22 protein-coding genes are annotated in these 20,530 nt (G+C 54.9%); 8 read left to right on the top strand and 14 right to left on the bottom strand.

The annotated features are described in order from the left end of the window. Nucleotides 1-60 precede the first annotated feature (60 nt). The gene (locus CSC3H3_RS13055; protein WP_101285104.1) at nt 61-690 is read right to left on the bottom strand and encodes a LysE family translocator; all 630 of its coding nucleotides are present in this window, start codon (nt 688-690) and stop codon (nt 61-63) included. Nucleotides 691-921: 231 nt separating this feature from the next. Here CSC3H3_RS13055 and CSC3H3_RS13050 point away from each other — a divergent pair, with 231 nt between their 5' ends. Then, a complete protein-coding gene (locus CSC3H3_RS13050; protein WP_245881114.1) occupies nt 922-1,527 on the top strand; it encodes a hypothetical protein in 606 nt (201 codons plus the stop codon). 61 nt (nt 1,528-1,588) lie between these two features. On the opposite strand, the gene CSC3H3_RS13045 is transcribed toward CSC3H3_RS13050, so the two are convergent. After that, nucleotides 1,589-2,395, bottom strand: a complete 807-nt coding sequence (locus CSC3H3_RS13045) for a hypothetical protein (RefSeq protein WP_101285103.1) — start codon at nt 2,393-2,395, stop codon at nt 1,589-1,591. 291 nt (nt 2,396-2,686) lie between these two features. Then, complete coding sequence (gene rpsU / locus CSC3H3_RS13040; RefSeq protein WP_008891676.1) at nt 2,687-2,890, bottom strand: 30S ribosomal protein S21; 204 nt, start codon at nt 2,888-2,890, stop codon at nt 2,687-2,689. A 224-nt stretch (nt 2,891-3,114) separates the two neighbouring features. Between rpsU and def the strand changes: the two genes are divergently transcribed. Further along, nucleotides 3,115-3,681 carry a peptide deformylase gene (def, locus tag CSC3H3_RS13035; RefSeq protein ID WP_101285102.1) on the top strand — a complete coding sequence of 189 codons (567 nt, stop codon included), beginning with the start codon at nt 3,115-3,117 and terminating at the stop codon, nt 3,679-3,681. A gap of 1 nt (nt 3,682) precedes the next feature. Further along, entirely contained in the window at nt 3,683-4,384 is a 702-nt protein-coding gene (locus tag CSC3H3_RS13030) for a COQ9 family protein (RefSeq protein ID WP_101285101.1), read from the top strand. A 107-nt stretch (nt 4,385-4,491) separates the two neighbouring features. On the opposite strand, the gene CSC3H3_RS13025 is transcribed toward CSC3H3_RS13030, so the two are convergent. From CSC3H3_RS13025 to purE, 3 genes are all read right to left on the bottom strand, one after another. Next, a complete protein-coding gene (locus CSC3H3_RS13025) occupies nt 4,492-5,136 on the bottom strand; it encodes a thermonuclease family protein (RefSeq protein ID WP_101285100.1) in 645 nt (214 codons plus the stop codon). 291 nt (nt 5,137-5,427) lie between these two features. Beyond that, nucleotides 5,428-6,528, bottom strand: a complete 1,101-nt coding sequence (locus CSC3H3_RS13020; protein WP_101285099.1) for a 5-(carboxyamino)imidazole ribonucleotide synthase — start codon at nt 6,526-6,528, stop codon at nt 5,428-5,430. A 160-nt stretch (nt 6,529-6,688) separates the two neighbouring features. Continuing rightward, nucleotides 6,689-7,189, bottom strand: a complete 501-nt coding sequence (gene purE, locus CSC3H3_RS13015) for a 5-(carboxyamino)imidazole ribonucleotide mutase (RefSeq protein WP_101268119.1) — start codon at nt 7,187-7,189, stop codon at nt 6,689-6,691. 296 nt (nt 7,190-7,485) lie between these two features. Here purE and CSC3H3_RS13010 point away from each other — a divergent pair, with 296 nt between their 5' ends. Next, entirely contained in the window at nt 7,486-8,328 is an 843-nt protein-coding gene (locus CSC3H3_RS13010) for a GGDEF domain-containing protein (protein ID WP_172963424.1), read from the top strand. A 276-nt stretch (nt 8,329-8,604) separates the two neighbouring features. Here the strand turns inward: CSC3H3_RS13010 and CSC3H3_RS13005 are convergent, their stop codons facing one another. Further along, complete coding sequence (locus tag CSC3H3_RS13005; protein WP_101268116.1) at nt 8,605-8,811, bottom strand: YdcH family protein; 207 nt, start codon at nt 8,809-8,811, stop codon at nt 8,605-8,607. Between the two features lie 135 nt (nt 8,812-8,946). Here CSC3H3_RS13005 and CSC3H3_RS13000 point away from each other — a divergent pair, with 135 nt between their 5' ends. Together CSC3H3_RS13000 and CSC3H3_RS12995 are read left to right on the top strand one after the other, a co-directional pair. Next, a complete protein-coding gene (locus CSC3H3_RS13000) occupies nt 8,947-10,053 on the top strand; it encodes an ATP-dependent 6-phosphofructokinase (protein ID WP_101268114.1) in 1,107 nt (368 codons plus the stop codon). A gap of 358 nt (nt 10,054-10,411) precedes the next feature. Continuing rightward, on the top strand, nt 10,412-10,885 hold the full coding sequence (locus tag CSC3H3_RS12995) for a TIGR02444 family protein (protein WP_101285097.1): 474 nt from the start codon (nt 10,412-10,414) through the stop codon (nt 10,883-10,885). 226 nt (nt 10,886-11,111) lie between these two features. Here the strand turns inward: CSC3H3_RS12995 and CSC3H3_RS12990 are convergent, their stop codons facing one another. The 5 genes from CSC3H3_RS12990 to CSC3H3_RS12970 form a co-directional block, all read right to left on the bottom strand. Beyond that, nucleotides 11,112-12,407: an MFS transporter gene (locus CSC3H3_RS12990; protein ID WP_101285096.1), complete on the bottom strand. Its 1,296-nt coding sequence runs from the start codon at nt 12,405-12,407 to the stop codon at nt 11,112-11,114. A gap of 318 nt (nt 12,408-12,725) precedes the next feature. Then, nucleotides 12,726-13,139, bottom strand: a complete 414-nt coding sequence (locus CSC3H3_RS12985) for a GlcG/HbpS family heme-binding protein (RefSeq protein ID WP_101285095.1) — start codon at nt 13,137-13,139, stop codon at nt 12,726-12,728. 102 nt (nt 13,140-13,241) lie between these two features. Continuing rightward, a complete protein-coding gene (locus CSC3H3_RS12980; RefSeq protein ID WP_101285094.1) occupies nt 13,242-13,547 on the bottom strand; it encodes a DUF1330 domain-containing protein in 306 nt (101 codons plus the stop codon). Then, the gene (locus CSC3H3_RS12975; RefSeq protein WP_101285093.1) at nt 13,544-14,233 is read right to left on the bottom strand and encodes a type 1 glutamine amidotransferase domain-containing protein; all 690 of its coding nucleotides are present in this window, start codon (nt 14,231-14,233) and stop codon (nt 13,544-13,546) included. The genes CSC3H3_RS12980 and CSC3H3_RS12975 overlap by 4 nt, the downstream gene beginning before the upstream one ends. A gap of 215 nt (nt 14,234-14,448) precedes the next feature. Beyond that, on the bottom strand, nt 14,449-15,051 hold the full coding sequence (locus CSC3H3_RS12970) for a TetR/AcrR family transcriptional regulator (RefSeq protein WP_101285092.1): 603 nt from the start codon (nt 15,049-15,051) through the stop codon (nt 14,449-14,451). Between the two features lie 761 nt (nt 15,052-15,812). On the opposite strand from CSC3H3_RS12970, the gene CSC3H3_RS12965 reads away from it, so the two are divergent. Both CSC3H3_RS12965 and CSC3H3_RS12955 read left to right on the top strand, forming a co-directional pair. After that, entirely contained in the window at nt 15,813-15,977 is a 165-nt protein-coding gene (locus CSC3H3_RS12965; RefSeq protein WP_101271748.1) for a YdcH family protein, read from the top strand. Nucleotides 15,978-16,493: 516 nt separating this feature from the next. Then, the gene (locus CSC3H3_RS12955; RefSeq protein ID WP_101285091.1) at nt 16,494-18,404 is read left to right on the top strand and encodes a propionyl-CoA synthetase; all 1,911 of its coding nucleotides are present in this window, start codon (nt 16,494-16,496) and stop codon (nt 18,402-18,404) included. Between the two features lie 149 nt (nt 18,405-18,553). Here CSC3H3_RS12955 and CSC3H3_RS12950 read toward each other — a convergent pair whose 3' ends face one another. Both CSC3H3_RS12950 and CSC3H3_RS12945 read right to left on the bottom strand, forming a co-directional pair. Then, on the bottom strand, nt 18,554-19,822 hold the full coding sequence (locus CSC3H3_RS12950) for an MFS transporter (protein ID WP_101285090.1): 1,269 nt from the start codon (nt 19,820-19,822) through the stop codon (nt 18,554-18,556). Continuing rightward, nucleotides 19,819-20,475, bottom strand: coding sequence for a GNAT family N-acetyltransferase (locus CSC3H3_RS12945; RefSeq protein ID WP_245881113.1), 657 nt, complete (start codon nt 20,473-20,475; stop codon nt 19,819-19,821). The genes CSC3H3_RS12950 and CSC3H3_RS12945 overlap by 4 nt, the downstream gene beginning before the upstream one ends. Nucleotides 20,476-20,530 lie beyond the last annotated feature (55 nt).

The raw sequence follows: 20,530 nt of genomic DNA, 5'->3' as shown, positions 1-20,530 counted from the left end.
TAAGACGAAAGGGCAGTCCATCGGGCTGCCCTTTTTGCGTTATTTAGCTTGCAGCAAACGCTAGCGAGTCGTTGCCATTAAAAAGCTGCCACCAATCATGAAGGTGCCGCCGGTGTATCCCATGCGTTTTCTGGCACGCGGGCTTTGGAATGTTTCGCGGGCGCGTGCGGCCAGTAGGGCATAGCCGGTTAACAGAACAACGACGACCATGCTTGATGTCAGGGTCAGAATGGTTAGCTGTGACGCCAGATCTGCTTGGGGGTTAATGAACTGCGCCAGAAATGCCATGTAAAAGATGATGGCCTTGGGGTTCAAAATGGCGGTGATGGTGCCTGCCCAGAAACTGCGCCAGTTCGAGCCGATATGTTCCGATGTGGGAGCATTCGTTGTTTCTGTCGGAGCTTGTCGGGCTTCGATAATTTGCCGGTATCCGAGCCAGGCTAGGTAGAGAACACCCAGCCATTTCACGATTTGAAAAAGAACGGCCGAGGCGGCAAGGATGGCACCAACACCGGCAAAGGACAGACCCATAAGCACGATATTGCCAATCACATCGCCAAAAATGCACATCATGGCAGCTTTTTTACCGCGGGTGATTGATTGCCCGATGACCAGCAAAACGCTGGGGCCGGGGATCAGGGTTAGCACGATGCATGCGGTGGTAAAGGCCAGCCATGTTTCAAAACTCAATGTCTTATCCCCCTGATTTTTGCGGCCAAAGGTGCGAAATCAACGCAACTTTAATATGTCATAATTTGTAAGTTATCTAATCTGTAAATGGAAACGGGTGTTTCTGGCTTGGATAATGTTGCGGTGCCCGATTATGGGGGATCAAGCTTTGATGCTGTCTTTCGGACTTGTCTGCGTCATTGGACTAAGGGACACTTCGGCAGGTTTTATGGCGGATAAGGTGAATATCGCGTGAGAATTCGTGTTGTCAGAATATCCCTGTTTGCCATTGTGCTGCTTTCAGTGGCACTTGCCCTGTCGATATTCGGGATTGTTCTGACCTATACGCGATTGACCGATGAAGCGCCGGTGGCAGAAGTTACCTTTGAGCAGACCGGGAACGAGGAATTTAACGCCTATCTGCGGCTGCCGGGCGAGGATATTCCGCGCAAATATGTAATTTATGGCGATCAGTTCCGGGTGGATGCGCAGTTTGTAAAGCTGAAACCCTGGGCCAACATATTGGGCATGGATGCCCGGTATCGGCTTGATCGGCTAGAAGGGCGCTTTTCCCAAATTGAACAGGATAATAGCGGACCACACCGGGCCTATGATCTGGCCTCGAAATATAGTGGGTCGGTCAGTACCTGGCTGGTGCCGTGGAATTTTCTGGTCGATGCCGAATATGGCAGTTCCACCTATACCGATATTTCAACAGATGATGTTTACACCGTTTACCGGTCCCAGTTCGGATTGCTGGTGCGATCAAACCCCAATTCAGCCGCAGGCAAAAACAGCAAGGCTGGGGTGATTAACGGCATGTTTAACTGGCTGTTTGGCAGCGAAAAAGCGCAATAGACCGGGCGGTTTCCGTTGTTTGTGGTTCGCTACGGTTCCTTGATTTGACGGGGAAGCGGGGTTAGCCCTTGTTTGTCGTAGCTGGGGCTGCGTTTGATGCTGGGGCATCGGGCTGGGCTTGCCCCGCGCCAGCTGGGCCAAGATGTTCGATTTTGGCGGTTTTCGGCGGATTGGCCTTTTTATAGGTGCGCGCGTCACCGTTAATCGTGGTTTGCGCCCAGTTTTGGATGGCGTCAGACAGGGTTTTGTCGTCATTCGCGCCAATGATGGTCAGTGTGTAGTCATCCTGGCAGGTTGTGGTGCAGGTGAAATGCAGGATCGCGGCTGCGGTAATATCGCCCTTTGATGATACAATTACCGCACCCTTTTCCGGGCAGCTATGGGCACGGCAGGCGCCATACAGCCATAAATCATCGCCGACTTTCTGGCGGACCTGCGGTGGGCCACCAAGAACCTCGATCATCTGGTCGATGCGGCTGCCATTCGCATAAAGCCAGCTTGCCGTGCCTTCGCCAATAAACGCGCCGACCTGATCGGCAAAACCTTTGGACCAGATCAGTTCGTTTGTATCCTCGCACAGTGAAATATGGTCGGTATCGCAATGGGCGACTGGCGTGGGCGGTGGCGCGCTATCGTTATTGCCACCAACGCCATCAGTGCCTGGCTGGGGGGCTGGTGCCGCCGGAATGGATTGGCCCTGCTGTGTGATCGCACCGGACGGCGTGCCATTACCCGGTGACGCCGTTTGCGCAAATGCCGTGTTGCCCAACGGCGGCATTGCCAGCAACAGGGCAAAGGCCAGAAGGCGAAGGGCGTTGTGGGCTTTGCAAAGCCGTAGCCAGGGCAGGGCGGGGAAATGATTGGGCACGCCGGATGCTCCCGTTACCAGAATGGGATGGAATATAGCGAGGGTATCAGGGAGATAGGGATTATTGCTGACAAAACAAAGGGGCGTGCGGGCGGGGATCGAATTTTGGCAAAGGGCTTCGTGCCAGATAGTTGTGGTCGACGAGGAACCGTGCATCAGCCCAGACACACAAAACCCGCCAGGCTTGCGCCAAGGCGGGTTTCGGCACGGGTCCGGATTTGAAAAATCAAAACTGATCAAACAAAACCGACCGTACAGTCACGTTCGAGGAACCCCGAAAGTGAAAAAGACTTAGAAGCCTTCGCGCTCGATGCGCTTACGCTCCAGCTTGCGAGCACGGCGGATTGCTTCCGCCCCTTCGCGAGCTTTCTTCTCCGACGGCTTTTCAAAGTGACGACGAAGCTTCATCTCGCGGAAAATGCCCTCGCGCTGCATCTTTTTCTTAAGCGCCTTCAGAGCCTGATCGACATTGTTGTCGCGAACGATTACCTGCACGGAAACCACGCTCCTTTCAATAATACACAATAAGCCGGAAGGCATTTTTGCCAACCGGATGCTAATGCGGCCACCAATGACCGTGGCTGCTATATAGTGCAAAGTTAAGAAAAAGGAAAGAGGGCAGCGCAAATGATCGCGCACAACGTTTGCCCGCAGCCCTGATGCCTTTTATATATAGGGGCGTTATTGGCACCTGTAAGGGTTTGATCGGATAGTGAGCCATGTCGATATTGAAAATTGCCCGTATGGGACACCCGGTTCTGCGCAAGGTTGCAGCACGCGTGGAAAGCCCCGAAGACCCTGAAATCATTCGTCTTGTTGCCGATATGATTGAAACCCTGAGCGATGCTGGCGGCGTGGGTCTTGCTGCCCCGCAGGTGTTTCGGTCGCTGGCAGTGATGATATTTTTTGTGCCGCCCAGCCGGGCAGGCAAGGGTGAAGATGATGGCGAAGTACCCCTGACGGTTCTGATCAATCCCGAGATCGAGCCGCTGGAGGATGCAAAAAAGGTTGGTGGCTGGGAAGGCTGCCTGTCGATTCCCGATTTTCAGGGCTATGTGCCGCGCTGGGATAAAATCCGTTATCGCGGGATCGATGAAAATGGCGAACCGGTGGAAAAGATTGCCAGTGGTTTTCATGCCCGCGTTGTGCAGCATGAATATGACCATTTGATCGGAGTGATGTATCCTGAACGTATGGATGATATGACCCTGATGGGGTTTACCGATGAATTACGCCGCGACCCGCCGGATGTTTCGGGCCGCACCGATACGCAACAGGAGAATTGACATGTCCGTAGAGGAAAGTTTTGCCCGCATCGCCAAACAGCGTGATGAACTGGTGCGCGCCGCCCTTGAACATGTTGCGTTTGATGGCTGGAGCAAAACCACCCTTCGTACCGCAGCCGATGATCTGGGCTGGCCGGAAATGGAAGTGGACCGCCTGTTTCCCGGCGGGAGCGGCCAGGTGATTGAACATTATGTTGCCCTGACCGATCGCGACATGATGGATTGCCTTGCGGCCATGGACATCAAATCGATGAAAATTCGCGAGCGCATTGGCGCAGCCATTCGTGTGCGGCTGGACCTGGCCGAGGCACACAAGGATGCCGTGCGTGCCGCCGTTGCGCATTTGTCATTGCCGCAAAACCTGCCCAAAAGCCTGCGCATGACGGCAAAAACCGTTGATCTGATGTGGCAGGCGGCGGGCGATACATCGACCGATCATAACTGGTACACAAAACGCGGGCTTCTGGCCGGGGTTTATGGTTCGACCCTGATGTACTGGCTGGACGATACGTCGGATGGCCATCAGGCAACCTGGGAATTCATGGATCGCCGCATTGGCAATGTCATGATGATCCCGAAGGTGAAATCAAGCCTGGGCAAAGCTGGCAAAGTTGCGGGTACGGGGTTTCGCGTTGGTAAAAAAATCGCATCCTGCATTCCGACACCGGGCCGCATTGCCCGCCAGTTTGGTGGTGCGCGCTAGTTTGACTGGCAGTTAACAAAAAAGGGTCGGGTAACCCCCGCGCATACAAAAACCCCGCTGTTGTGCCAGCGGGGTTTTTGTATGGGAGACGAGGCAAGATTTACAGATCAGGGCATTAAAAAGCTGATCAGGGTGCGGTCCGGGGCGTTACGCGCCTTCATTTCGGCGGCAAGGTCGATATTGAAAATTGCGTTGCGGATGGCGGCTTTGGCGCCGGGGGCTGTATCGGTTTCGGATTTGCGGGTGGCGGCAACAAGGCTTGCCGGCGGCGTGCCCAGCCACATTCCTTTGCGGTTGTCACGGGCAAAGTTCTGATCGGCGATATAGGTTTTGCAGCGCGGGTAATTGTCGCACACATTCATATCAACCATTGCCCAGCCAGCCCGCAGGATCAGGCGGTTAAGGTCGCTTTGGCCGATATGGCATTCGGTCAGCATCGGGAAAAGCTGGCTGTCCGATACCTTTTCGCAGGAAACGGCGTAATCCTGGACAATGCGACGCACCGCCTGCGATGCGGCATCGCCGCACTGAAAGGGGATGCCTTCTGCCCGGCAAACGGTGCCGGGTTGCGGTGCGCGAATGCCAAACAGATCAACCGCCATTGCGCCAAACTGAAGCTGGTCGCCGCGATTAACCGTCGGAAAGCCCGCCGTGCCCGGGGTGATGGAACTGGCCTGTGCCATGGAAACCCGGCCAGCCGGAGCCAGAATGATTGCCACAAGAATTGCCAGAAGAGCCGTTAGTTTTTGCATCGTCCGTCGCCTCAAAAAGAACCTGCCCGGATATCAGCAAAAGCAATGCCAGTTTTGGCAGGCAGATTATGCCGCCCCGTTTGTGAAAAACGGGTTTGTTCATTCTGTGGCAGTGGGCATTAAGGCGCTGATGGGCTGTTGCAGGTTTCGGGCTTGTACGGAGATTTGACGGCGTTGAGCCATAAGCAATTGAAAACAAAACACCCCGCCAGCAACAGGCTGCGGGGTGTTTGATATTCGGGGCGGTGCGGAAGACGATAATGTACGCACCCGTTTTGCGCGATAGCGCCTTTATTTGCCGGTTTTTGCCGGGCGCAGCCAGGTAACATGGCCCATTTTACGGCCCGGTTTGGCTTCGGCTTTGCCATAAAGGTGCAGTTTGGCATCCGGGTCGGACAAAATTGCCTGCCAGGCATCAATATCGTCACCCAGAAGGTTTTTCATTTCCGCATCCGAATGATTTGCCGGGTCGCCCAATGGCAGGCCGCAAACCGCACGAATGAACTGTTCAAACTGGCTGGTGACACAGGCATCAATCGTCCAGTGGCCGGAATTGTGCGGGCGCGGGGCCACCTCATTGACCAGAAGCTTGCCATCGCGGGTGACAAACATTTCAACCGCCAGAAGGCCGATAAATTCCATTTTCTCGGCCAGGATCTTGGCGATCTTTTCGGCTTCACTACGCAGGGCCGGGCGGATTTGCGCGGGTGCTATGGTCACATCGAGGATATGGTTGGCATGGCGGTTTTCCACCGGGCAGAAACAGGCCATTTTGCCATCAATGCCACGCGCAACAATGACGGAAAGTTCGCGTTCAAAATCAACAAAGCCTTCAAGGATGGCTTCACTGCCATTCATATCCACCCAGGCCGCAGCCAGGTTGGTTTCATCGGTAATTTTGACCTGGCCTTTGCCGTCATACCCCATTTCGGTGGTTTTCAGCACCGACGGGCGCCCCAGCTTTGCAACGGCTTCTTCAAGGTCGGCCAGCGAACGCACAGCGGCAAACGGTGCGGTGCCAATGCCGTGTTCATTGCAGAAGGTTTTTTCGCGCAGGCGGTTTTGCGAAATATGCAGGCACTGCCAGCCCGGACGAACCGGAACAATACCCGACAGCAGCTTGACCGCGTCATAGGGGACATTTTCAAATTCAAATGTCACAACATCAACGCTGTTGGCGAATTCCTTAAGGGCGGTAAAATCGGTATAATCGGCCACGGTGGCCTTGTCGCAGACCTGTTCGGTCGGGCTGTCTTTTCCGGGGCCAAAGACATGGACGCGATAGCCCAGTTCTGCCGCACACAGGGCGGCCATGCGGCCCAATTGCCCGTTGCCCATAATGCCAATGGTGCTGCCAGGTGCAATGATGCGTTTGTCAAAGTCGTTGGTCATGAAATCCTCGGATTGGAATGGCCAGTCAGAACAGGGGATCGGTACCGGTTTTGCAAAGAACCTGTTTTGGTGCTTTGCAAACCGGCGGGCACTATATAGCGCCCGCATCAATTAGACATATGCAAAAATGGCGCATCTTGGGGATGCGCCATGGGGTGGGTCAGCTTGCCGGGTCAACCGGTTCTTCGGCGACAGCATCGGTCTGGCTTTGGCGCCAGGCATCCAGGCGCCCGGCAAGGGCATCATCCATCAGGGCCATGATGCCAGCGGCCATCAGACCGGCATTTTTTGCCCCGGCCGCGCCAATTGCCAGGGTACCAACCGGCACGCCACCTGGCATCTGCACGATGGAAAGCAGGCTGTCCAGGCCCTTAAGTGCGCGGCTTTGTACCGGCACACCCAAAACCGGCAGAGGCGTCATGGCTGCGGCCATGCCTGGCAAATGGGCCGCACCGCCAGCACCGGCGATAATTACTTTCAAACCACGGGATTTTGCCGTTTTGGCATATTCAACCAGGCGGTCCGGGGTGCGATGGGCCGAAACGATTTTCGTTTCATAGGCGACCCCCAGCGTATCAAGAATATCGGCCGCGTTTTTCATGGTTTCCCAGTCAGACTGGCTGCCCATGATAATGCCGATTGCCGGGCGGGGTTCGCTCATGATGGGGCTCCGTTTATATGCTGCGTTTTGCGAAGGCCGCATTATAGGGAGGTCGTAACGTCATGCAAGCGCAACGCCGTGCCGGGGCCGGGAAAAGCCGTTAAAAACGGCATTTGACCGCGATGTTCCCCAAAATGCCCATATTTTCGCCGGAATGTACGAATATCCTCGCAATGGTTGAATATCTATCCGTATAGTGTGTCGGTAATGGATTTTACCCTTAATTTGTACTAATATGCATTATGGAAGAGTGCCATGATGGCCGTTCCAAAACGCAGGTAGCGCGAGAACCAGACATGAAAGTCTCAGAGGCCAGGATGGCGATGTCATCCTATGGCGCCGGTTCCGAGGGACGGAACCCCGCCGCAAGGCAGGCAATTCAAGCCGCACAGGCATATGGCCGCGCCACCCCGGATGGTGGTAACGGTGCTTCATCGGGCCAGGATTATTCTGGCGGCGCTGGTTCTTCTTTTGGTGATCAATCTGGTGGTACGGGCCGCGCCCCGGTTGATCCGGCCAATCTTCTTGGTATTCCTTCCGAACAGATCACACCTGCCGTTGAACGGGCGCTGTCACGCCTAATGTCGCGGGTTGATACGCTGGTCACACAGCTTGAAACCGTGCAAAAGCACCAGCAGGAACTGGCGCGCAAATCATCGCAGGACCCGTTTACCGGCCTGTTATCGCGCCCGGCTTTCATGCAAATTCTGGAAAATGAAATTGCCGTCACGCCGCCGCCGGTTTCACCGCGCTGTCTGCTGCTATGTGAAATCGCCGATCTTGAAAGCCTCTCAAAGACCTATGGGCAATCCTGCAAGGATGCCATGATCGCGCAACTGGCTGAATTCCTGCGGGTTTATATTCAACCACCCCACCAGCTTGGCTATCTTGGCTGCAATGATTTTGCCGCCCTGCTTTATAATGTGGATGCTGCCGAAGGCTGGCGTCGTTCACAGGCGATTGGCGAACAATTGCATCGGGCATCTTATTTCTGGGATGGGCAATTGGTGGATTATCGCCTGGTATTTGGTGTTTATCAGATCGGGCCGGGTGAAAGCGTTACGACGGTGATGGGCGGTGTGGACCGCGAATTGCGCTCATCTATGGCGCATTTCCAGAATGCCGGGTCACCCGAATGACCTGTTTATCAATGGTTTGATGCCTTAGCCGATTTGAACTTTTGGCTGGTTGGGATGTGCAGACGAATTGCGCCCGGCTAACCTGAAGTAACGATCCATGTCATCCGGGCCGGTCTTGCCTGCGCAGCAATGATTACATGAAAGCAACCTGCCGAACCTTGTTCTGGCGGGTGTTTTTAGGTGTTTTTATATGCGCACATCTGGCCCGGATTTCGGGATTATAGCGCGAAAATTTACGGCGGGCAGGCAAATGGGCCGGTGATTTTACCGGTAAAATCAGGCAATGATGTCTGGCAGGATTTGCGACTCGGCATAGCGAATCTCGTCCTTAAGGGCCAGTTTGCGCTTTTTCAGGCGAACAAGACGAAGCTGATCGTGGCGTGGATTGCTCGCCATTTCGGCAATGGCGATGTCCAGGTCGCGGTGTTCCTCGCGTAGAGTGGCCAATCTTTTTTCAATCTCGATCTGATTGATTTCGTCCATTTTTGATCCAGCTTATTTATCAACGCGAACAGCCTGTAATACTATCAGAAAGCGGGCGCGAACCCACATGAATAATGTGTCGCCCCCATCGTCTGTTTTATAAAAACGATGAAAAACCGTTACGGGAGATGTCTGATGCGGATCGGAATTTTAACCAGTGGTGGCGATTGTGCCGGGCTGAATGCCGTTATTCTGGCAGTGGTACGCCGGGCCGTGCTGGGATATGGCTGGGATGTGGTGGGGATCCGGCAGGGCACACATGGCCTGCTGCAACGCCCGCCAGCAACCATACCGCTTAATGATTACGTCAATAATGATGGGATGTTGCGGTTGGGGGGCACCATTCTGGGCACCATTAATAAGGGCAACCCGTTTCACTATCCGATGCCCGATGGCAGCTTTGCTGATCGTTCCGACGAAGTCATTGCCGGGTACGAGGCCTTGGGGCTGGATGCCCTGATTGGCATTGGTGGCGATGGCAGCATGGCGATTTTGCGTGAACTGGCGCAAAAGGGCGGCATCAATCTGGTTGGTATTCCCAAAACCATTGATAATGACCTGGCCCATACCGAATATTCGGTTGGCTTTACCACGGCGGTTAATGTGGCGGTTGATGCAATGGACCGTTTGCAACCCACAGCGGCTTCGCATGAACGCATCATGATCCTTGAGGTAATGGGCCGGGATGCCGGGCATATTGCCCTGTTTGCCGGTATTGCCGGCGGGGCGGATGTGATTTTGATCCCGGAAATGGATTATGACCTGGAAGATATGGCGCAGCATTGCCTGAATATTCGCAAACGCGGGCGCAACCATGCACTGGTGATTGTGGCCGAGGCGATCAAAACCGATAAGGGCGATATCGTCACATCCGGCCATGATGGCCAAAAGGCCGTTTATGGCGGTGTTGGCCATTGGTTGGCCGAAAAGCTGGGCGAGCGGACCGGCTGGGAAACCCGCGTCACGGTGCTGGGGCATTTGCAGCGGGGCGGCACACCTTCGCCGCGCGACCGGCTGATTGCATCGACCTTTGGTGTGCATGCGGTGGATTTGATTGCACAGCAAAAGTTTGACCGCGTGGTTGCCTGGCAGCAGCGCCGCGTTGTCGACGTGCCAATGGCCGACGTCATCACCGGCCCGCGCCTCGTCGATACCGGTGAAACCATGGTCTCAACCGCAATTGGCCTTGGTGCCTATATGGGCACCCCGCCCATGGTTAAAAAAACGGCGAAAACGGTGTAAAGTACCTAGCTCGCTTTGCGTTTGAATAGCGCTGATATAACGTGTTTTTGTAATCCACTGGCGGGGTTGTTCCTGTCAGTGGATTTTTGATTCAGCCCTTTGTCCGGACGGAATGTTGAAGGAACATATTTAAGAGCGAGCCATATAATATTACAGCAACCAAACAAGTTTTGTCGTAATATCAAAGCACTCAAAAATACAAAATTGCCCGACCAAGCTCTATTCTTTGCAGGGTTCCAACTGTTTCAGATTGCAGGCTTTCGCTGGTTACATCGAATGAATCTGAAAATATGGAAGTGAAGGCAGTCACCTGAAGGAAGTCCGGTTTGGCGAGGCAAATAAAACAGGGCCGAGCAAAATGGACGCAAAAGCGTTGTGGAAGTTTACGGTTGCCTTTTATGGGCGACCGGGTGTTGCCCCTATGTGCCTGTCATTGCAGGATAAATGCGGGCTTGATGTGAATTTGTTGCTGTTTCTGGCCTGGCTGGGCCTGCAGGACAAGGCCCCGCATAGCATTTCCGCGCTTGAGGAGGCGGTGAAAGCGTGGCGGGAGAATGTGATAACGCCGCTTCGGGCCACCCGGCGTTATCTGCGCGATGATCCATCCGTGGGTGTGCAGGCTCTGCGCGAACAGCTTAAAAAGGATGAGCTGGTTGCAGAACGGCTGGAGCAGGAAATTCTTGTTGCTGCGGTGGAGGCCATTCCTGCCAATCAGGACCGCACCGCCCCCATGCGCGCCTATCTTTCCCCAACCCGGTTTGATTTAAGCCAGGAAGAATGCAACGAAGCCCTGCGCTTCCTGATCGGTAATCTGGCGCGCGTTGAAGCCTGAATTTGTCCTGAATCCTTGGTGGTTGCGGGGTTGGAGGTGATGGTTGCTTCTATCCTGTCCTGCGGCGTCTGAAATTGCTTTGCTCCATCGTTGATCATTCGGGCTGATCATTCGGGCGGTGGGCAACGTATTTGCTGGGCGGGCGAGGTTGGGCTTGTCCCTGTGACAGGGTGATTTGATTGCTGCATGGGATGGATGCTGGCGCAGTGTACGGGGCGACGGGGCGTTATGTTGCCTGCCCGCTATTTTCGGTGCCGGTTATGTCACGGGATGCTGGCGGGTGTAAAAATGGGCTAAGGGCCAGTTTGAAAAGGCCAAAAGCGACGAGAAACAGCATTGGTGCGTGAAAACCACCTGTTATGTCGCGCAATGCTCCCATGGCAAGCGGGCCAAGGGCGCCAGCACCATAACCGATCCCAAGAATAAAGGCGTTCCAGGCATTTGCTTCATGCGCGGTGCGGGTGTTATCAAGCGGCAGAGTCATGCCGAGTGTGAAGGAATTGCCAATACCAAAGGCAATGACGGGCACCAGAATAAACGGCAGAAATGCTGGGGCTTGTGCCACCACGGCCAGCCCGGCAAACGTGATGGCGGCTGAACCGGCAATCATGAACCGGCGGTCCTTCTTACGGCTGAGGATGCCCGGCACCAGATTGGCGAGCATGAAGGCGGTGGTAAAACTGGCGAGCAGAAGGCCTGCAGCAGAGGTGTTCATCCCCGTTTCGCGATAAAGCGGCACCAGCCAGGATAAAAAACCATAAAACAGGATATTGTTGCTGGCGAAATAAAGCGCCAGAAGCCAGGCCTTTTGGTGGTTAACCGGCAGAGGTGTGCGGTGCGGATGTGGCTTTGCCAAATGGGGGCCGGTTTGCTGTGCGCGGGCCATGATGCGCCAGGCGATGATCGATACAACACCAAGAATGGCCCATATGCCGGACCCCACGCGCCATCCGCCACCCATTTCGGCTATCGGGCTGGTGGTGCCAGCGGCAAGGGTGCTGACCAAACCCAGCGACATGGCGTAAACACCCATCAGAAGTGCCATACGGTTGGGTGAAACCGTTTTCACAAAGCCGCCAATCAAGGCCCCGGTAATGGCAATGCCAGCACCAACGCCTGCTGTTGTCAGCAGCAATAGTGCCCATGTCGGGGCAAAGGCGCGGGCTGCAGTTGCAATGGTTAGCACACCAAGGGCGCCCAGAATAACCCGGTTCAAACCAAAACGCCGCACCAGCCAGGGCGAGGGCAGGGCAAGCAGGCCCATGAATAATGTCGGGATCGCGGTGAGCAGCGACGCCTGCAGATTACTAAGCCCGAATTCAGCGCGAAGCTGTGGCAATAACGGCCCTATCGAGACAATGCCGGGCCGCAAATCAATCGCGATCAGAACAATGCAGGCCAGTGTGGCAGCAAAGGACAGGCTGTTATTGCTTTGTTGCGATGCTGCCTGCGCAGGGGAATGGGATGCTGCATTGCGGGTTAAATTGCCTGGTGGCGAACAGGTGGTTGCGTTTGCGGACATTGGGCTGGGCTTTCATGGTGCGGGGAGGAACAGTAATTGGAAAATTAGACCAGTCGTATTGCTGGCCTTCGCAAAATTGGGTGCGTCAAGCTTGAAGGCAGAAGGCAGAAGGCAGAAGGCAGAAGGCAGAAGGCAGAAGGCAGAAGGCAGAAGGCAGAAGGGGAAATATTGATCATGTGGCTAAGCGGGTGCCCGTGCGGCCGTCCGTTAATAACGGGGATGTGGGAGAGGTTGCGGTTGCAGGGAGAATGTGAGGGCGCTTAGCGTTTGATGTGTTGCGGGTGAGGGAGTGTTGTTGTCGTTCAGGACGGCTCATCGCTAGAGAGCAGCGAGCATGGTTTGGGCAATTTGAATATCCTGTTCAACACTTCCGGCACTGGTGCCTACCGCGCCAATGATGGTGCCGTGATGGTGAACCGGCAATCCGCCACCCAAAATGACAACCCGGCCCGCATTGCTTTGTTCGATGCCAAAAAGCTCCTGCTCTGGCTGCGCGAGAGTGCCAAGAATGTGGGTTGGGTTATCGAAAATCCGGGCGGTATAGGCCTTGTTGATCGCAAGGTCGACGCAGCCGGTTTTTGCGCCATCCTGACGGATAAAGCCAAGCAGATGACCGCCTGCATCAACAACAGCAAGGTTATAGGGAATACCAAATTCGCGTGCCCTGGATTCACCGGCATCCAGCATGCGTTTGGCATCGTCAAGGGTCAGGGTTGATAAGGTGGCTGGCATAAGGCGGCCTTTTATCTGCGGTGTGAAAGAGAGATGTGGATGTGGGGGAAGGTTGCAGACCGGCGGGCATGAAACCCGCCGGTTTGACGCTGCGCAGCGGAATTAAGAAGAAGGGGCCGCATCGATACCTTCGATGATGAAAACGCGGCTGATGCTGCCTTTTTGCCGGTATTGCCGGGCGGTTTCATAAGCCGGGCTGTGATACCGGGCGCGGGCTTCTTCCATGGTTGGAAAGCGCAGGATGGCGGCGCCTTCAAAATCGGGGCCTTCAAGAACTTCCTGCATGCCATAGAAGGCGACGGGCGTGATGGCGTGCCCGTCGCGGGCAAGGGGGGCCTTTTCCCGATACTGATCAAGGTCGGCCGGGTTGGTCGTTTCCTCGCGGATCAGAACGACAAAGGCTGTCATTTTGCGGCCTGTTGAAAGGTAGTAAGGGCCAGTAGGGCCGCATCTTTGGATGATGCCGGGTTCTGACCGGTGATCAGATTGCCTTCCTGAACGACGTGGATACCCCAATCCGGGCCGGAAGAATAAACGCCGCCTTTTTCTTTCAGCACGTTTTCGACCAGATAGGGGACAATGTCGCTAAGGCCGACGCCGTCTTCTTCGGTATTTTTAAAACCGGTGACTTTTTTACCGGCAACAAGCGGTGTGCCATCGGCAGCCTTAACATCACGCAAAATACCCGGCGCGTGGCAGACAAGGGCAACAACCTTGCCAGCTTCGTAGGCCTTTTCGATCAGGGTAATGGAATTGCGATCTTCGGTCAGATCCCACAGCGGGCCATGACCGCCGGGATAAAAGACAATGTCGTAATCGGCATGGGAAATATCAGCCAGTTTGGCCGTTGTGCCAAGTGCGGCCATTGCTGTTTCGTCGGCTTCAAAGCGGTGGGTATCGGCGGTTTGGAAATCGGGTTCGTTGCTTTTGGGGTCAAGCGGCGGGCGACCGCCCTTTGGCGAGGCCAGTGTGATTTCAGCGCCTGCATCCTGGAACACATAATAGGGGGCTGCGAGTTCTTCGAGCCAGAAGCCGGTTTTCTTGCCGGTGTTGCCCAGGGTGTCGTGGGAGGTCAAGACCATCAGGACTTTCATAATCTGCTTCCTTTTCAGGTTGGTGTGATGTGCAAAACAGCATGGGTGCGGTTTTGCGGGGTCCGGAAATCCGGGTGAAGCACCCGATATGGGAGCTTTGGTTTTAACAATGGTCTTTGTTATTAGACCGGTCGTCTAGTTAGCGGGCAAATAAAAAACGAAGGGGAAACCGCCCATCAAAGGGCAGATGTGGCTTCGCTTTTTATTTGCCCGGGTTAAACGCTGCCGGGGGTAAGCTTGGTTACGGTCGTTTCCATGGCGGCACGCAGGGGCGTGTCATCCCGGGTGATTTTGGCCATTACGCTGGCACCCAGCCACAATTGATACAGGGCCAGGGCCAGTTGGGCCGGGTCTTCATTGATGGCAAGCGAGCCATCCCTGATGCCTTCGCCGATAATACCTGCCAGACGGGCCGTGATTTTGCCGGTTCCGTGCAGCAGAACGGTGCGCATGGCTTCGGAAAGATCGGCTACCTCGGCGGCAAGTTTCACCACCAGACATTTGCTTTGCGGATCACAGGTTGTTTGTGAATCCAGCCAGTTCTGCCAATACAGCATTAACCGCTTTGCGCCGCTGACGCCTGGCTGGCTGAACAGTTCGTCCATGCTTTTCAGGTAACGGTCAAAATAGCGTTGCAACATGGCTTCGCCAAAAGTCTCCTTCGACTGGAAATAGTGATAGAAGGAGCCTTTGGGCACACTGGCCGCCGCAAGGATTTCGTTTAATCCGACAGCAGAAAATCCCTTGCCGCTCATGATCGTTTGCGCGGTATCGAGGATCTTTTCGCGAATGTCGGTGCTTTTTGTTTCGGTTTTCATGACGCTGCTTATAATCGTGATTAGACCAGTCGTCTAGTAAAATTTTCAGTTATTTTTCCAGGGTGGTTTTTACAGTTCGGCGCGCCAGGTTTTGGATGCGGACGTGTGAAAGGGCAGTGGCGTCGCGCAAGCCTTATGAAGGTACGCGGAACCCCCTTGGAAAGCTGGTTTTAACGCAGGTAGAAGTAAGGCTATTGGCTTTCGTTCTTCGCGATATGGTCGTAAGTCCTGCTGCGCGGCATGGATGATCATGGCGTGATTAACACGCGCGATTGAACGTCTGTTGTGGGGCGATATGGCACCTTGCCCCCTGTTTTTGCGGCGTGCGGATATATGTTTTGCTGCGACTCCGCCATATCGGGTGTTTTGGATGGTCTGTTGAGGGGGTAATTTCCGCCCTGAAGGGGACTGTGAACCAGATTACTGACCTTTTGAAAGTCCGCTAGGCAGTAAAAAATCAAACCTGAAAGCGCATTGATTTGACGGTGTTTTTTGTGGGCATGGAGGGCGCTGTTTGGTGGTGCTGGCTGAAAAATGGTCGGTGGGTTTGCACTGATCAAAATTTAGACGCTTTCAAAAAATCCTGTTTGGGATGAAACCGTCGAAGCCCCTGAAATTCAGCCGATTATTGCCGATTTTGCGACATGTTGTTAGCCCCCGGATGACAAATTTGAACGAAACATGCGCGGAAAGACTGGAAATCACGTTACAGAATTACTACCATTTTGTTGTGGGCAATATCAGGAATGAGGAGTAGGCGAATGAGCGTTCAATCCCATATCGAAGCTCTTACTGCCAAACATGCCACGCTCGAGCAGGAGCTCCATTCGGAGCAATGTCGACCGTCCCCTGATTTAACGCGCATTACATCACTCAAGCGGCGCAAACTCGAAATTAAAGACGAAATCAGTCGAATTACTCACTGAAAAAGGATGACGCAATTCCCAGCAAAACGGATCCGGGTTTGAACCAGCCCCATACCCTTTTGCCGTCGTGAAAAACGACCCTTTAGTTTCGCCGCCTCCGGTTTGTGCCCACGCCGTGAGGCGGCAATCATGTCCGGTCTTTTGATTTTTTTGCGCCCGATATCGGGAAGACGCAGCAATTTGCCCCCTTGTGAAAACCCGCCTTTGGGATTTTTACGTGTAGAATGGCGCAGGGCGCGCTACACTTTATGCGTGTTGCCGGTATCGTTGCTGGCACATGGTCCAAATTCCCGTCTTTCTTCCCTTTCCTGTTGGCTTTGCGGTTTATCAGCCATCGATCATGAAGGATCGACCAATGTCTAAGGGAAGTGCTGCCAATAAATCGGTATTATGATGCGGAATTAACGGGCCATCGCGAAACCGGTATCGAACCCAGCCCTATCCAACCCATGGGGCGGTGAAAAGCCGGTCACCAAAAATGGTCAGAATGACCGCAAAGCGGGAGGAAAAACGCCAATGCCGGGTAGCTACCAGGATATTTACGCCCATTCCATTGCCGATCGTGAGGCATTCTGGGCGGATGCCGCCGATGCCCTGTCCTGGGATAAAAAATGGGATCAGGTTATTGATGTCGATGCCAAGCCGGCGCCGCGCTGGTTTACGGGTGGTATGGTCAATACCTGCTATAACGCGCTGGACCGCCATATTGAAAATGGCCGTGGCGACCAGAATGCCCTGATTTATGATAGCCCGGTAACAGATACGGTTGCCCATTACACCTATAACGAATTGCGTGACGAGGTGGCAAAGCTGGCTGGTGCGATGCGCGCCCGCGGTGTGGTTAAAGGTGACCTTGTCATCATTTACATGCCCATGATTCCGCAGGCGGCAATGGCGATGCTGGCCTGTGCGCGCATTGGCGCAATCCATTCGGTGGTGTTTGGCGGCTTTGCCGCCCACGAATTGGCAACGCGTATTAATGATGCCAAACCCAAAATGATCCTGTCGGCAAGTTGCGGCATCGAAGGCAGCCGTGTGATTGCCTATAAGCCGTTGCTGGACCGTGCAATTGACCAGGCCACGCACAAGCCGGAAACGGTTTTTGTCTGGCAGCGCAGCCAGGCCATTGCCGAAATGACAGAAGGCCGCGATTTTGACTGGGCCGATGAATGCGCAAATGCAGAACCGGCTGATTGTGTGTCGGTTTGTGCGACCGACCCGCTTTATGTGCTTTATACATCAGGAACAACCGGCCAGCCCAAGGGCGTGGTGCGCGATAATGGCGGACATATGGTGGCCCTGCACTGGTCAATGAAAAACATTTATGGCGTTTCCGCTGGCGATGTTTTTTGGGCCGCATCGGATGTGGGCTGGGTTGTTGGGCATTCCTATATTGTTTATGGCCCGCTTCTGGCAGGGTGCACGACGGTTATGTATGAAGGCAAACCGGTGGGCACACCCGATGCGGGGGCTTTTTGGCGGGTTATTTCCCAGCATGGGGTAAAGGCCCTGTTTACTGCGCCCACGGCATTTCGCGCGATCAAGCGGGATGACCCGAATGCCGAGCTGATGAAAAATTACGATCTTTCCTGCTTTGATGCCCTGTATCTGGCAGGTGAACGGTCGGACCCCGATACCCTGCAATGGGCAGAACGGCATTTGCAGGTGCCCGTGATTGACCATTGGTGGCAAACCGAAACCGGCTGGTCGATTTGTGCCAACCCGCGTGGGATTGAATTGCTGCCAATCAAATATGGCTCCCCCACCGTTGCTGTTTGTGGCTGGGATGTGCAGGTGGTTGACGAGGGTGGACATGAAGTACCGCGCGGAAAAATCGGCGCGCTGGTGGCAAAGCTGCCGCTGCCGCCGGGAACCCTGCCGACGCTGTGGCAAAATGACGAACGGTTTGTTTCGTCGTATCTGAGCGAATATCCAGGATATTACGCCACGGGTGATGCGGGCTTTATCGACGAGGATGGCTATATTTATGTGATGTCGCGGACCGATGACATCATCAATGTTGCCGGGCATCGTCTGTCGACCGGGGCGATGGAAGAGGTTCTTTCGGGCCATCAGGATGTTGCCGAATGCGCGGTGATTGGCGTACATGACGATTTGAAAGGCCAGGTTCCGCTGGGCTTTCTGGTTCTGAAGGCCGGGGTTAACCGTGCTGACGAGGAAATCGTTGCCGAAGTCATTGCCATGGTGCGCGACCAGATCGGCCCGGTTGCCGCCTTCAAGCAGGCAACAGTGGTTGACCGTTTGCCCAAAACCCGATCTGGCAAAATTCTGCGGCGAACCATGCGTTCCATTGCCGATGGTGAAAGCTATAAAACCCCGGCAACCATTGATGACCCGGCAATTCTGCCCGAAATCACCACCGCACTTCGCGATATCGGCTATGCCCGCGAAGGGGCGGGTAGCTGATCGCGCTGCCTGCTGTGCGGCCCCGTTTGGGGCCGTGATGCAGTGGCATTGGCGATGTAACGTCCGTTTTTGTAACACCCCGTTCGGGCCTGTCCCGCCGATGCACCTACCTCGTCGGGCCCGAATATCCTTGACCGTCCGCAACCCCGTCAGGTGGCGGACGGTTTTTTATACAGACAGCGATAAAGCCATATGGCCCCGGCCAGGGTTGCCAGGGCCAGCAGGCATAAAATGCCAAGTGTTGCCTGCGCGCCAGGCCCATCAATCGATACGGCAAACAGCGACGGTGCCAGGGCAGAAAGAACAAAGCCCGGCAGCAACAGCCTTCCCACCTGCTGACCATAATGGGCGGGATCAAAAATCAGCAATGGCACGGTGCCACGCGTGATTGTCAGGATGCCGTTTGCGGCCCCAAAACTGACGCAGAATATAATGGCCGCCAGCGTTGAAAACCCGGCGCCAAAGCCAATGGCAAAAGACAGCAGCATCAGGGCAGATGCGAAAATTGTGACCGTGACCGGATTAAAATGTCGCCCGAACAGGATTTCACCCAGCCGGGAAGCCAATTGCCCGAAGCCGCGCAAACTGGCGATAGTGATGGCCTGTGCCATCATTAGCCCCAAACCGGCCAAAAGCGGGATCATATGCGCGGACATGGCCGCATTGATAATATTGATCAGCGACATGATGCAGGCATATAGAACCCCGCAGAGCATTTTCTGATGTGGCGAAAGATCGCGGCGGGCTGCGTTTGGGGTTAGGGCAGGTGCCGGTGCCGGTGGCTGTGCCTGTGCCGCTGCTTGTGTGAGGGTTGGGGGCTGCGGGCTGGCGTGCCCCGGATTGGTGTTGTTTGCGGCGGATGAGGTCTTTTTTGCTGGTATGGACAGGTTAAGGGGCAGGGACAGCAGGGCAAAACCGGCATAACAGAGCAGGGCACCTGAAAGCCCAAATTGCGCTTCCAGATAATGGCCCAGCGGCCAGAAGATGGTCGATGCCAGCCCGCCAAACAATGTGATTTGCCCCATTGCCCGCCGGGCATTGGCCCCACCAAGGCGGGCTAAGGCGGCAAAGGCCGCATCATAAAGGGTAAAACGCATGGCAATACCCAGCAGTAACCAGGCAGTGAAATAACCCAAAAGCGAGCTTGTCATGGCCAGTGTGACACAGCCGGCAACATGAAAAAGCGACCCCGCCGCCATTACCGGGCGGCCGCCCTGTGCATCAATCAGCCGCCCGCACAGGGGCGATACGGCCCCCATCACCAGAAGGGCAAAGGAAAAACCGCCATAAATGATGGCATCGTTCCAGCCATGCAGTTGGGCAAGCTGGGGGCCAAAATTACCAATCAGATAATAGCTTGTTCCCCAGCCTATCAATTGCCCGATGCCCAGGCGAATAACCAGCCCGGTGCGGATCATTTGTGATCGGCGGTGGGCAGGGGCAAATCGGCCTGCGGGGCGGGAATAAGGGGGCTGCTGCCCTGCAGGGGGCGCTGCATCAAGACCGAATCAAGCCAGCGGCCAAATTTATAGCCCACATTGTGAAATGTGCCGGTAATGACAAAGCCATGTTTCCGATGCAGTGCGATGGAACCCTTATTCTCGCTATCGCCCACGGCGGCGACCATTTGCCGCCATGGGCCAGCCTCGCAGCGTAAAATCAGGTGATGCATCAAAAGGCTGCCAATGCCTTTGCCGTGATGGTCCGGTGCGACATAGATCGAATCTTCAACCGTGTGCCGATAGGCCGAACGCGGGCGGTAGGGCCCGGCATAGGCATAGCCGCAAAGCTGCCCGCTTTTGGCGTCAATCGCGGCGATATAGGGAAAACCCTTTTCCAGCAGGGCCTGTTGACGGCGGGCAAGCTCGCTCGCGTCCGGGGCTATTTCCTCGAACGAGGCTGTGCCTTCTTCGACCGCCTGTCGGTAAATGCGATGAATGGCCGGGATATCAGACGCATCAGCGTCGCGGATGATGATTGCATCATTCTGTGTGGCGGTAGCATCGTTAATGGGCGTTGGTGACATGTCGGTACTGTTAAGGGGGGCATTTGTTGCGAGCATATCGGGCATGGGCTTGTCTTTGGTTTGGGCCAGGTGGCGTTAATTCGATTGGCAAAATATAGAT

This window comes from Thalassospira marina, assembly GCF_002844375.1.
GTDB lineage: Bacteria > Pseudomonadota > Alphaproteobacteria > Rhodospirillales > Thalassospiraceae > Thalassospira > Thalassospira marina.
The sequence above is the reverse complement of the archived record's forward strand: the minus strand, read 5'-3'. Positions and strand labels throughout refer to the sequence as shown.